The organism is Acidovorax temperans (assembly GCF_006716905.1).
Lineage (GTDB): Bacteria > Pseudomonadota > Gammaproteobacteria > Burkholderiales > Burkholderiaceae_C > Acidovorax > Acidovorax temperans.
Map to the genome: position 1 here is coordinate 772,501 of NZ_VFPV01000002.1, position 13,028 is coordinate 785,528.

General features: G+C 58.8%; 9 protein-coding genes and 2 rRNA genes. All 11 read left to right on the forward strand.

The features are described from left to right. Positions 1–293 precede the first annotated feature (293 nt). Positions 294–3,172: ribosomal RNA gene (locus BDD18_RS11830) — 23S ribosomal RNA — on the forward strand. Positions 3,173–3,313: 141 nt separating this feature from the next. Further along, positions 3,314–3,426: ribosomal RNA gene (gene rrf, locus BDD18_RS11835) — 5S ribosomal RNA — on the forward strand. 497 nt (positions 3,427–3,923) lie between these two features. Continuing rightward, entirely contained in the window at positions 3,924–4,319 is a 396-nt protein-coding gene (locus BDD18_RS11840) for a MerR family transcriptional regulator (RefSeq protein ID WP_044396927.1), read from the forward strand. Positions 4,320–4,441: 122 nt separating this feature from the next. After that, complete coding sequence (locus BDD18_RS11845) at positions 4,442–4,825, forward strand: PaaI family thioesterase (protein WP_082758569.1); 384 nt, start codon at positions 4,442–4,444, stop codon at positions 4,823–4,825. 29 nt (positions 4,826–4,854) lie between these two features. Continuing rightward, on the forward strand, positions 4,855–6,045 hold the full coding sequence (locus BDD18_RS11850) for an isovaleryl-CoA dehydrogenase (RefSeq protein WP_066690655.1): 1,191 nt from the start codon (positions 4,855–4,857) through the stop codon (positions 6,043–6,045). A 28-nt stretch (positions 6,046–6,073) separates the two neighbouring features. Next, positions 6,074–6,733 (forward strand): carbonate dehydratase, encoded by a 660-nt coding sequence (gene can, locus BDD18_RS11855; protein WP_066690647.1) that lies wholly within the window; start codon positions 6,074–6,076, stop codon positions 6,731–6,733. A gap of 53 nt (positions 6,734–6,786) precedes the next feature. After that, entirely contained in the window at positions 6,787–8,592 is a 1,806-nt protein-coding gene (gene aceK, locus BDD18_RS11860) for a bifunctional isocitrate dehydrogenase kinase/phosphatase (protein ID WP_142083371.1), read from the forward strand. Positions 8,593–8,642: 50 nt separating this feature from the next. Beyond that, positions 8,643–9,836 (forward strand): acetyl-CoA C-acyltransferase, encoded by a 1,194-nt coding sequence (locus BDD18_RS11865; RefSeq protein ID WP_066690642.1) that lies wholly within the window; start codon positions 8,643–8,645, stop codon positions 9,834–9,836. A gap of 110 nt (positions 9,837–9,946) precedes the next feature. Then, the gene (locus BDD18_RS11870; protein ID WP_142083372.1) at positions 9,947–11,032 is read left to right on the forward strand and encodes a DUF695 domain-containing protein; all 1,086 of its coding nucleotides are present in this window, start codon (positions 9,947–9,949) and stop codon (positions 11,030–11,032) included. 110 nt (positions 11,033–11,142) lie between these two features. Continuing rightward, on the forward strand, positions 11,143–11,811 hold the full coding sequence (locus BDD18_RS11875; protein WP_142083374.1) for an SDR family oxidoreductase: 669 nt from the start codon (positions 11,143–11,145) through the stop codon (positions 11,809–11,811). A 38-nt stretch (positions 11,812–11,849) separates the two neighbouring features. After that, positions 11,850–12,980, forward strand: a complete 1,131-nt coding sequence (locus BDD18_RS11880; protein WP_142083376.1) for an acyl-CoA dehydrogenase family protein — start codon at positions 11,850–11,852, stop codon at positions 12,978–12,980. Positions 12,981–13,028: the final 48 nt, after the last annotated feature.

The following is a 13,028-nucleotide window of genomic DNA, read 5'->3' on the forward strand; positions in this document are numbered from 1 at the left end:
TCGGCTGTTCTTTAAAAATTCATAGAGTCGAATCAGAGTTGTCAGAGGAAATTGCACATTCGTAAAGGTTTAGTGCAGACCGTGCCTCTGATGACAATTTTTTGATTGCGTCAAAACGAATATTCAATAAGCGAAAGCTAGTTGAAATTCAGTAATGACGAATGTTCTCAGATGAAAGGCAGAAATGTCTGGAGTCGAAGAATTATTCACATTGCGGCATAACGCGTCAGGTGAAAGACCTGACAAGTCCTTGAGATGACGGCGATATCTTGCAAGAGATGTCAAAGTTATAGGGTCAAGTGACTAAGAGCATGTGGTGGATGCCTTGGCGATTACAGGCGACGAAAGACGTGATAGCCTGCGATAAGCTTCGGGGAGCTGGCAAATAAGCTTTGATCCGGAGATTTCTGAATGGGGAAACCCACCTCGCAAGAGGTATCGCATACTGAATACATAGGTATGCGAGGCGAACCGGGTGAACTGAAACATCTCAGTAGCTCGAGGAAAAGACATCAACCGAGATTCCGAAAGTAGTGGCGAGCGAAATCGGAAGAGCCTTCTAGTGATAGCACGACTGTTAGCAAAACGGAATGGAAAGTCCGGCCATAGCAGGTGATAGCCCTGTATGCGAAAACAGACGTGTGGTACTAAGTTAGAGAAAAGTAGGGCGGGACACGAGAAATCCTGTCTGAATATGGGGGGACCATCCTCCAAGGCTAAATACTCGTAATCGACCGATAGTGAACCAGTACCGTGAGGGAAAGGCGAAAAGAACCCCGGGAGGGGAGTGAAATAGATCCTGAAACCGCATGCTTACAAAAAGTAGGAGCCCGCAAGGGTGACTGCGTACCTTTTGTATAATGGGTCAGCGACTTACATTCAGTGGCAAGGTTAACCGAATAGGGAAGCCGTAGAGAAATCGAGTCCGAATAGGGCGAATCAGTCGCTGGGTGTAGACCCGAAACCAAGTGATCTATCCATGGCCAGGATGAAGGTGCCGTAACAGGTACTGGAGGTCCGAACCCACTAGTGTTGCAAAACTAGGGGATGAGCTGTGGATAGGGGTGAAAGGCTAAACAAACTTGGAAATAGCTGGTTCTCTCCGAAAACTATTTAGGTAGTGCCTCAAGTATTACCTGCGGGGGTAGAGCACTGTTTAGGCTAGGGGGTCATGGCGACTTACCAAACCTATGCAAACTCCGAATACCGCAGAGTACAGCTTGGGAGACAGAGCACCGGGTGCTAACGTCCGGACTCAAGAGGGAAACAACCCAGACCGCCAGCTAAGGTCCCTAAAATTGGCTAAGTGGGAAACGAAGTGGGAAGGCTAAAACAGTCAGGATGTTGGCTTAGAAGCAGCCATCATTTAAAGAAAGCGTAATAGCTCACTGATCGAGTCGTCCTGCGCGGAAGATGTAACGGGGCTAAGCCAGTTACCGAAGCTGCGGATGTGCAATTTATTGCACGTGGTAGGAGAGCGTTCTGTAGGCCTGTGAAGGTGTCTGGTAACGGATGCTGGAGGTATCAGAAGTGCGAATGCTGACATGAGTAGCGTTAAAGGGGGTGAAAAGCCCCCTCGCCGTAAGCGCAAGGTTTTCTACGCAACGTTCATCGGCGTAGAGTGAGTCGGCCCCTAAGGCGAGGCAGAGATGCGTAGCTGATGGGAAACAGGTCAATATTCCTGTACCGATCAATAGTGCGATGTGGGGACGGAGAAGGTTAGCTCAGCCAACTGTTGGATATGTTGGTTCAAGCCTGTAGTCGTGCCTGGTAGGCAAATCCGCCGGGCTTAGATGAGGGGTGATAACGAGTCTGCTTGCAGACGAAGTGAGTGATACCCTGCTTCCAGGAAAAGCCACTAAGCTTCAGCTATTGACGACCGTACCGCAAACCGACACTGGTGCGCGAGATGAGTATTCTAAGGCGCTTGAGAGAACTCAGGAGAAGGAACTCGGCAAATTGATACCGTAACTTCGGGAGAAGGTATGCCCCAAGTAGGTGAACTCGTACAGAGGGAGCCCAAAGGGGTTGCAAAAAATCGGTGGCTGCGACTGTTTAATAAAAACACAGCACTCTGCAAACACGAAAGTGGACGTATAGGGTGTGACGCCTGCCCGGTGCTGGAAGATTAAATGATGGGGTGCAAGCTCTTGATTGAAGTCCCAGTAAACGGCGGCCGTAACTATAACGGTCCTAAGGTAGCGAAATTCCTTGTCGGGTAAGTTCCGACCTGCACGAATGGCGTAACGATGGCCACACTGTCTCCTCCTGAGACTCAGCGAAGTTGAAATGTTTGTGATGATGCAATCTCCCCGCGGAAAGACGGAAAGACCCCATGAACCTTTACTGTAGCTTTGTATTGGACTTTGAACAGATCTGTGTAGGATAGGTGGGAGGCTTTGAAGTGAGGACGCTAGTTCTCATGGAGCCAACGTTGAAATACCACCCTGGTGTGTTTGAGGTTCTAACCTAGGTCCATTATCTGGATCGGGGACAGTGCATGGTAGGCAGTTTGACTGGGGCGGTCTCCTCCCAAAGCGTAACGGAGGAGTTCGAAGGTACGCTAGTTACGGTCGGACATCGTGACGATAGTGCAATGGCATAAGCGTGCTTAACTGCGAGACTGACAAGTCGAGCAGATGCGAAAGCAGGACATAGTGATCCGGTGGTTCTGTATGGAAGGGCCATCGCTCAACGGATAAAAGGTACTCTGGGGATAACAGGCTGATACCGCCCAAGAGTTCATATCGACGGCGGTGTTTGGCACCTCGATGTCGGCTCATCTCATCCTGGGGCTGTAGCCGGTCCCAAGGGTATGGCTGTTCGCCATTTAAAGAGGTACGTGAGCTGGGTTTAAAACGTCGTGAGACAGTTTGGTCCCTATCTTCCGTGGGCGCTGCAGATTTGAGGAAGCCTGCTCCTAGTACGAGAGGACCGGAGTGGACACACCTCTGGTGTATCGGTTGTCACGCCAGTGGCATTGCCGAGTAGCTAAGTGTGGAAGAGATAACCGCTGAAAGCATCTAAGCGGGAAACTCGTTTCAAGATGAGATCTGCCGGGGCCTTGAGCCCCCTAAAGAGTCGTTCAAGACCAGGACGTTGATAGGCTGGGTGTGGAAGCGCAGTAATGCGTTAAGCTAACCAGTACTAATTGCTCGTGCGGCTTGACCCTATAACTTTGATAGCCAATGCACTTCAGTGCAAAAGCTCAAAGATTGTTATGCCAAGTTAGACGCAGTCAAATACAAAATCTGATTCCAAACTCTATGAATTCGCCAGGCTGTTCACAAAAACAGCCCAGCACCAAGTTATGCCTGATGACCATAGCAAGTTGGTACCACTCCTTCCCATCCCGAACAGGACAGTGAAACGACTTTGCGCCGATGATAGTGCGGGTTCCCGTGTGAAAGTAGGTCATCGTCAGGCTCTTACAGCCCAAACCGCCCCTGTGCTCATTCGAGTACAGGGGCGTTTTGCTTTGGGGACGAAAGAATACCAAGGGTGACACCTGCTTGGCAGGCTAACGGGCCGCACAGCCCGTAGTCCATGGCGCTGCGATTGTGCTCGGTGGCTTTGGACCGGCCTACACCTCCAGCCTCCTGCCCTCGCTAAACACCACCAGCTCCCCCTTCCCAAACGCCTTCCACGCCTTGCTGGTTAAGGTAAGCGCTATTGGACTGTCGAATCGCTTTGTCGCCTAGGGGGTCCGCTTCCGGATGTCTGTATATCCTTCAGTTCGTGATCTCAGAGCCTCTGTACCCACATGTGCCTCCTCCCCTAGTTTCTCGTCTTCTTCGGTCTGAGCTTTTCCCAAGCTCCGAAGTCGAGGAAGCACAGTACCGTCATTGCTGTACGATTAACGTTGACGTAAAGGTCATAGCGGATTCAGTCTTTTTCGAACTTCCTTTGGGCTTCCCTTTTTCATGGCGACCACATACACAATTGGCGATCTTGCCAAAGAGTTTGATCTGACAACGCGGGCTATTCGCTTCTATGAGGACATGGGGCTGTTACAGCCAGAGCGCACGGGCGCGGGGGGGAGAAATCGTATCTATAGCCCCCGAGATAGAACCCGACTGCGGCTGACGCTGCGCGCCAAGCGCTTGGGCCTCTCCCTGACTGAGGCCAAGGAAATCATTGACCTGTACGACAGCCCGCGAGACACCGGCGTGCAGCTTCGCAAGTTTCTGGATGTATTGACGGTGCACCGCAAGCAGCTGGAAGCGCAGTTGGCCGATCTACAGGCCAACTTGGAAGAGGTGCGAGAGCATGAAAAAGAAGCGCGCACCCTACTGGCAAAGTCAGAAAAGCAAAAATGATCCATAATTGACGTTTACGTAAACGTCAATTTTTTGGGGGTGCCGTGACAGCTAACGCTTTTCAGCCCAAGCATCTCGCGTACAAAGCGCGAGTGGAAGAGAGCTTTCGCAAGCAAGGGGTGATGGCAACCTTGGGAGCCTCCCTTCAGTTGGTTGAGCCTGGAGTCGTTGATATCGCTCTTGACTGGGCCGAAGGTCTGACGCAACAACATGGTTTTTTGCATGCAGGGGTTGTTGCCACAGCGCTCGATTCCGCTTGCGGGTACGCCGGCTTGACCTTGATGCCAGAAGACGCTGCCGTCCTCACCATTGAATTCAAAATCAATTTGCTGGCGCCTTCTGCCGGAGAGCGCTTTCGCATGGAGGGACGTGTGCTCAAACCAGGGCGCACGATCACTGTGTGCGAAGGCCGCGCCTTTGCCTTGCAAGGCGAGCAAGAAAAGCTGGTCGCCACGATGGCCTGCACCTTGATGGCGGTATCGGGCCGAGAACAGCTACGCGACTGACAACAATTCATTTTGACAAGGAGACACCCATGAGCCTTCCATCCAACCTTCCTGGCCTCAACTTTCAACTGGGCGAAGACATCGACGCCCTGCGCGATGCTGTGCGTGACTTTGCCCAGTCAGAAATTGCGCCTCGTGCAGCAGAAATTGATCGGACCGACCAGTTTCCTATGGATCTCTGGCGCCGCATGGGTGACTTGGGTGTGCTCGGCATTACCGTACCCGAGCAGTACGGCGGCGCAGCGATGGGCTATCTGGCCCACATGGTGGCTATGGAGGAAATCTCTCGGGCCAGCGCTTCGGTGGGGCTGTCCTATGGTGCTCACAGTAATCTCTGCGTGAACCAGATCAACCGCAACGGCAACGAAGCCCAAAAGCAGAAGTATCTGCCCAAGCTCATCAGCGGTGAGCATGTCGGCGCCTTGGCCATGAGTGAACCGGGCGCTGGTTCGGACGTGATCAGCATGAAGCTGAAGGCCGAAGACAAGGGTGGCTACTACTTGCTCAACGGCAGCAAGATGTGGATCACCAACGGTCCCGACGCCGACACCTTGGTGGTGTACGCCAAAACGGAGCCTGAATTGGGTGCGCGGGGTGTGACTGCCTTCCTCATTGAAAAGGGCATGCCAGGCTTCAGCATTGCGCAAAAGCTCGACAAGCTCGGCATGCGCGGCAGCCATACGGGCGAGTTGGTGTTCAACAACGTGGAAGTCCCAGCGGCCAATGTGCTGGGTGGTGTGAACCAAGGTGCCAAGGTGCTCATGAGCGGCCTTGACTACGAGCGCGCCGTACTGACCGGAGGGCCTTTGGGCATCATGCAGTCGGTGATGGACAACGTCATCCCCTATATTCACGACCGCAAACAGTTCGGCCAGAGCATTGGTGAATTCCAGCTCATCCAGGGCAAGGTCGCTGACATGTACACCGTGCTGCAAGCCGGACGTTCGTTCGCCTATACCGTGGCGAAGAACCTGGACATGCTAGGCACGGACCATGTTCGCCAAGTGCGCAAGGACTGCGCCAGCGTTATTTTGTGGTGCGCCGAAAAGGCTACCTGGATGGCGGGCGAGGGCGTACAGATTTTTGGTGGCAACGGCTACATCAACGAGTACCCCTTGGGTCGCCTCTGGCGCGATGCCAAGCTGTATGAGATTGGTGCCGGCACCAGCGAAATCCGCCGCATGCTGATTGGCCGCGAGCTGTTTGCCGAAACCTGCTGACCACCATTGAACCTGACCTGAGGACACCATGCCCACATCCATCGACGACCTGTTTGTACACAACCGCGCCTGGGCGGCTCAGATGGAGCGTGAACGGCCCGGTTTTTTTACCAGCTTGCTGGCACAGCAAAAGCCCAAGTACATGTGGGTAGGGTGTTCCGACAGCCGGGTGCCAGCCAATCAGATCACCGGGCTGGAACCCGGTGAGGTCTTCGTTCACCGCAACGTGGCCAACGTGGTGGTGCCAACGGATCTGAATTGCCTGTCCACCATTCAATACGCGGTGGATCAACTCAAGGTGGAACACCTAATGGTGGTGGGTCACTACGGCTGCGGCGGTGTACTGGCTGCGCTGGAAGGCATTCGCGTGGGGCTGGCGGACAACTGGATTCGCCACGTGACCGACGTGCGTGATCGCCATCGTGATTTGATCGCCTCGGTGGAGCCGCAATGGCGCCATGATGTGCTGTGCGAACTCAACGCCATCGAACAGGTGGTCAACATCGCGCAGACCACGGTGATGCTGGACGCCTGGGGTCGGGGCCAGAAGGTCACGCTGCACGGTTGGTGCTATGGCCTGAAGGACGGGCTCATCAACAACCTGCACATGACGGTAGACAGCACCGAAGGCCTGGACGCTCTGTACCGCGCGGCCATCGCAGGTGTGGCCGCCACGCGCCGGGGTTAATACACCCGAGCAGGCCCAGGGTTACCCGGCGATCAGCTCCCACCGGCGAAGCCATGTTTCCCCAACGGCTTGACTCACCGCTGGCCTACGCCATTGCGAAGGCGATGATGGATGGTTTTAACCGCCATTACCGCCTTTTCCGCACCGAATCGGCCCGTGCCAAGCACCGTTTTGAAACCGCTGACTGGCTGGGCCAGCAGCGGGCACAGCGCGAGCGCATCGAGTTTTATGACCTGCGGGTGAAGGAATGCGTGCGGCGGCTGGAGAAGGAGTTTGGCGCAGGCAGCCAGCCCATGGAGGTGTGGCACCAGGCCAAGTTCCACTACATCGGGCTGCTCGTCAACCACCACCAGCCTGAACTGGCCGAGACCTTTTTCAACTCGGTCACCTGCAAGATCTTGCATCGCACGCATTTCCACAACGATTTCATCTTTGTGCGCCCTGCCGTCAGCACCGAGTACATTGAGAACGACGAGCCTGCGGCCAAGCCTACCTTCCGGGCCTATTACCCCACGCGCGAAACGCTGCACCAGACGCTGATCACGATTGTGGAGAACTTCCAGCTGCAGCGCGCGTTTGCCCACCTGGAGCGGGACACCCACCATGTGCTGGCTGCCGTGCAGGATCGGCTGGCGCTGGACCAGGTCAAGCTGCGCGCCAATTTCCAAATTCAGGTACTCACCAGCCTGTTCTTTCGCAACAAGGGTGCTTACCTGGTGGGCAAGATCATCAACGGCTTTACCGAAGTGCCGTTTGCCCTGCCCATCCTGCACGACCACCAGGGCAAGCTCACCATCGATGCAGCCCTGTTTGGCGAGGAAGACCTGCAAATCCTCTTCAGCTTTGCTCGCGCCTATTTCATGGTGGACATGGAAGTGCCCAGCGCCTATGTGCAGTTCCTGCGCAGCCTCATGCCCCGCAAGCCGCGGGCCGAGATCTACAACGCCCTGGGCCTGGCCAAGCAGGGCAAGACGCTGTTCTACCGCGACTTTCTGCACCACCTCAAGCACTCCAGCGACCAGTTCCGCATTGCGCCGGGCATCAAGGGCATGGTGATGCTGGTGTTCGATCTGCCCAGCTTTCCGTATGTGTTCAAGCTGATCAAGGACTTCTACCCCGCGCAGAAGGACACCACGCGCGAGCAGGTGAAGGCCAAGTACATGCTCGTCAAGCAGCACGACCGGGTGGGGCGCATGGCCGACACGCTCGAATACAGCGAAGTCGCCTTCCCGCGCGATCGCTTCAGCGACGAGCTGATTGCCGAGATTGAAAAGTTTGCCCCCAGCCAGCTCGAAATCAGCGACCGCGATGGTGACGGGCAGACCGAAGTCATCATCAAGCACCTGTACATCGAGCGGCGCATGATCCCGCTCAACATCTACCTGCAGGAGGCGCTGGACGCAGGCCCCGATGACCCGCACGCGCGCCAGCAGATCGAGCGCTGCGTCATCGAATACGGCAACGCCATCAAGGACATGGTGGCCGCCAACATCTTCCCGGGCGACATGCTGTGGAAGAACTTTGGCATCACCCGCCATGGCAAGGTCGTGTTCTACGACTACGACGAGATTGAATACCTCACCGACTGCAACTTCCGCCGCGTGCCCGCGCCCCGCAACGAAGAAGACGAGCTGAGCGGCGAGATTTGGTACACCGTGGGGCCACGCGATGTGTTCCCTGAAACCTTTGGCCCCTTCCTGCTGGGCAGCCCGCAAGTGCGTGATGTGTTCATGCAGCACCACGCAGACCTGCTGGACCCCGCCTTCTGGCAAGAACACAAAGAGCGCATCCAGGCTGGCCACTTGCTGGATGTGTTTCCGTACCACCAGGAACGCCGCTTCGTTCACACGCCTGCCTAAACCACAGGCCGCCTTTTCCCATCACCCCATTTCAACTCAGGAGACTTTCCATGCCTACACCCCACCAAGACCCCATCGTCATCGTCGGCGCAGCGCGCACCCCCATGGGCGCGTTCCAGGGCGACTTCTCCGACCTCGCTGCGCACGACCTGGGCGGCGCTGCCATCAAGGCCGCCGTGGCGCGCGCCGGCGTGGCCCCTGAGAAGGTAGACGAAGTGCTGTTCGGCAACTGCCTGATGGCAGGCCAGGGCCAGGCGCCTGCACGCCAGGCCGGCTTCAAGGGTGGCTTGCCGCGCAGCACCGGCGCGGTGACGCTGTCCAAGATGTGCGGCGCCGGCATGGAAGCCACCATCCTCGCGCACGACCAGCTCGTGGCCGGTAGCCGTGACGTGATGGTGTCCGGCGGCATGGAAAGCATGACCAACGCGCCCTACCTGCTCAAGAAGGGCCGTGGCGGCTACCGCATGGGCCACGACAAGATCTTCGACCACATGATGCTCGACGGCCTGGAAGACGCTTACGAAGCTGGCCGCTCCATGGGCACCTTTGGCGAAGACTGCGCCGCCAAGTACCAGTTCACCCGCGAACAACAAGATAAATTCGCCATGACGAGCGTCCAGCGTGCGCAAGATGCTATCAATTCGGGAGCGTTCAAGGCCGAGATCACCCCCGTCACCTTCAGCACCCGCAAGGGCGAAGTCACGGTGGAGCAGGACGAAGGCCCGCTGAAGATCCGCCTGGACAAGATCCCCACGCTCAAGCCCGCGTTCAAGAAGGACGGCACCATCACCGCCGCCGCCAGCTCCAGCATCAACGACGGCGCTGCTGCTCTGGTGCTGATGCGCCAGTCCACCGCGCAAGCGCTGGGCTGCAAGCCCCTGGCCAAGATCGTCTCCCACGCCACGCACGCGCAAGAGCCTGAGTGGTTCACCACCGCCCCCGTAGGCGCCACACAAAAGGCCCTCAAGAAGGCGGGCTGGTCGGTGGAAGACGTGGACCTGTGGGAAATCAACGAAGCCTTCGCCGTGGTGCCCATGGCTCTCATGGCCGACCTGAAGGTGCCGCACGACAAGGTGAACGTGAACGGCGGCGCCTGCGCCCTGGGCCACCCCATCGGCGCCAGCGGTGCGCGCATCATCGTCACGCTGCTGCACGCGCTGCAGGCCCGTGGCAAGAAGAAGGGCTTGGCCACGCTGTGCATTGGCGGTGGTGAAGCCACGGCCATGGCCATCGAGCTGGTCTGACGCAGACGGGGTGCCGCAACACCGTTGGCCTGGCCCCGCAGCCAGGTCCGGTGGCGGCACCACCGGCTTCTGAAATACTACGGCTCCTTCATTTTTTACCGGACCCCTGCATGCACCCCGCTTCCCCCGCCATCGCCGCTTTCTGGGCTGACTTTTCCGCGCAGGAGGCTGCACTGCACGCGCAGCCCCTGGTCGAGCGGGTGGAGCAGGCCAACACCCTGCTGGAGGCGCATGTAAAGGGCCTGGCCCTGGAGTTGCAGGGCCACCCGGAGGACGCCGTGGTGGACCTCATCATCACCGCGCACGGCAGCATCGAGCAGTTTCCGCTGCTCACGCAGCTGGTGGACGCCGCCCCCAAGCTGCGGCACCACCGCGTGGTGGCCTTCCGTGCCCGCACCGCCGAGCCAGACTTCCCCATCGGCATGGATGGCTTTGAGCTGGCCACCGCCGATGTGCTGGTGGCCCTGCAGCCCGACAACGGCCAGGCCGCGCTGGAACTGCGCTTTGCCCGCGACATCCCCGCTGAATTTGCCGAGCACGCGCGGCACATGACCTTCATCATGCTGGACCATGTGCTGGGCGAATACGACTTCGCCGTGAAAGTGGGCGCGGTGGACTTTGTGGGCGAAGACGACTACGACGCCGATGTGTCGTGGACGCCGCTGAGCCAGCTGCCCCCCGTGTTTGATGCCTTCTGGACCCAGACCCTGGGCCACACCGGCCACTTCCCGCAAGGCGAGCCGCAGTGGGAAGGGCTGGAGCTGGAATTCAACTGCGCCGTGGACGACGAAGGCAACCCCGTGGACGACCCTGAGGGCGATGCCGAAACCGGGGGCAGCGACGAAGGCGTGGTGGCGGTCAACCTGGCTGCCAACGCCGTGGCCATGCGCGCCGATTTGCCCTACGCACTCACGCTCGACCTGGCGGTGCCTGACAGCGCTGCGTTGGCTGCCGCACAAAACCTGCAAGAGCAGGCCGCCACCTTGCTGCAACTGCCGCAACTGGGCGTGGCTGCACTCACCCTGGCGCGCGCAGGCCGCCGCCAAGCGCTGTTCTATGTGAGCGACGAGCAGCTTGCCAAGCAAACGCTGGCCCCGCTGCTGCTGCGCGACGAAGCCGCCACGCTGGAGCTGAAGCTGCGCTACGACCCGGCCTGGACGGGCTACTTTGAGTACGCAGGCTACCTGCTCCACTGAAGGTTCTTGCCTCGCCCCGGCCATGCGCATTGAGTGATTTGCTATCGAAAGCATAGCTGCTTGCGCTTTCTGGATAAGCGCTAGAGGCCTATTTGATTGAAATATTTGCCATGAAGTCCATCCTCATCATCGGTGCATCGCGCGGCATTGGGCTGGAACTGGTGCGCCAGTACACCGAAGACGGCCGCCGCGTCATCGCCACCGTGCGTGACGACGCGGGGCGCGAACGCGTGCAGGCCCTGGGCGCTGACGTGCTCACGGTGGATGTGGCCCACCCCGCCAGCGTGAGCGGCCTGGCCTGGCAGCTCGATGGTGAAAAGCTCGACCTGGCGATCTATGTGGCTGGCATCATCCGCCGCCCCAACGCGCTTACCCCGCCCACGCAGCAAGACTTCGATGCTGTCATGCACACCAACGTGCTGGGCGCCATGCAGACCATTCCGCAAGTGGCTCCGCTGGTGGCCGATGCGGGCGGGGTGTTTGCCTTTCTCTCATCGTCCATGTCGCAAATCGGCAGCGTGCCGGGCAGCGACTCGTGGCTGTACCGCACCAGCAAGGCGGCTCTGAACATGGCCGTGGCGGCGGCGCAGCACAACTACCCCGGCGCAACGCTGGTCACCATCGACCCCGGCTGGGTGCAGACCGACATGGGCGGTGGCACGGCACCGCTGACGGTGGAAGACAGCGTGCGCGGCCTGCGCAGCACGCTGGCCAGCGTCACCCCGGCTGACAAGGGCCGCCTGCTGCACCACGATGGCCGCCGTGCCACGCACTGGTAAGGCCCCTTCATCACGAACAACAACTCTGGAGACAACCCATGCTGCTGACACAAGACCAGGAAATGATCCGCGACGCGGTGCGCGACTTTGCCCAGACCGAGCTGTGGCCGAACGCCGCGCGCTGGGATAAGGAACACCACTTCCCCAAAGAAGCCCACCAGGGCCTGGCCGCGCTGGGAGCCTACGGCATCTGCGTGCCTGAAGAGTTTGGCGGCGCGAACCTGGATTACGTGACGCTGGCGCTGGTGCTGGAAGAAATCGCCGCCGGTGATGGCGGCACCAGCACGGCCATCAGCGTGACCAACTGCCCCGTCAACGCCATCTTGCTGCGCTACGGCAACGCGCAGCAAAAGCGCGACTGGCTCACGCCCCTGGCGCGCGGCGAAATGCTGGGCGCGTTCTGCCTGACCGAGCCGCATGTGGGTTCCGACGCCTCTGCACTGCGCACCACGGCCGTCAAGCAGGGCGATGAATACGTGATCAATGGCGTCAAGCAGTTCATCACCAGCGGCAAAAACGGCCATGTGGCCATCGTCATCGCCGTCACCGACAAGGGTGCGGGCAAGAAGGGCATGAGCGCCTTCCTCGTGCCCACCAGCAACCCCGGCTACGTGGTGGCGCGGCTCGAAGACAAGCTGGGCCAGCACAGCAGCGACACGGCGCAGATCAACTTTGACAACTGCCGCATCCCGGCAGAGAACCTGATTGGCGCGGAAGGCGAGGGTTACAAGATCGCGCTGGGCGCGCTCGAAGGTGGCCGCATCGGTATCGCCGCGCAAAGCGTGGGCATGGCGCGCAGTGCGTTCGATGCCGCGCTGGCGTATTCCAAAGACCGCGAGAGCTTCGGCACCGCCATCTTCAACCACCAGGCCGTGGGCTTTCGCCTGGCCGACTGCGCCACGCAGATCGAGGCGGCGCGCCAGCTCATCTGGCACGCCGCCGCGCTGCGTGATGCGGGCAAGCCCTGCCTGAAGGAAGCCGCTATGGCCAAGCTGTTTGCCAGCGAGATGGCCGAGCGCGTGTGCAGCGCAGCCATCCAGACGCTGGGCGGCTACGGCGTGGTCAACGACTTTCCGGTCGAGCGCATCTACCGCGATGTGCGCGTGTGCCAGATCTACGAAGGCACGAGCGACGTGCAGAAGATCATCATCCAGCGCGCGCTGGCCTGATGTTGCTCTTGAGTTGATAGCTGATGGCGCCTTCCAGATAAGGGCTTG

Coding starts and splice junctions, on each gene's coding strand:
- BDD18_RS11840 (WP_044396927.1), top strand. CDS start 3,924: ATGGCGACCACATACACAATTGGCGATCTTGCCAAAGAGTTTGATCTG.
- BDD18_RS11845 (WP_082758569.1), top strand. CDS start 4,442: ATGGCAACCTTGGGAGCCTCCCTTCAGTTGGTTGAGCCTGGAGTCGTT.
- BDD18_RS11850 (WP_066690655.1), top strand. CDS start 4,855: ATGAGCCTTCCATCCAACCTTCCTGGCCTCAACTTTCAACTGGGCGAA.
- can (WP_066690647.1), top strand. CDS start 6,074: ATGCCCACATCCATCGACGACCTGTTTGTACACAACCGCGCCTGGGCG.
- aceK (WP_142083371.1), top strand. CDS start 6,787: ATGTTTCCCCAACGGCTTGACTCACCGCTGGCCTACGCCATTGCGAAG.
- BDD18_RS11865 (WP_066690642.1), top strand. CDS start 8,643: ATGCCTACACCCCACCAAGACCCCATCGTCATCGTCGGCGCAGCGCGC.
- BDD18_RS11870 (WP_142083372.1), top strand. CDS start 9,947: ATGCACCCCGCTTCCCCCGCCATCGCCGCTTTCTGGGCTGACTTTTCC.
- BDD18_RS11875 (WP_142083374.1), top strand. CDS start 11,143: ATGAAGTCCATCCTCATCATCGGTGCATCGCGCGGCATTGGGCTGGAA.
- BDD18_RS11880 (WP_142083376.1), top strand. CDS start 11,850: ATGCTGCTGACACAAGACCAGGAAATGATCCGCGACGCGGTGCGCGAC.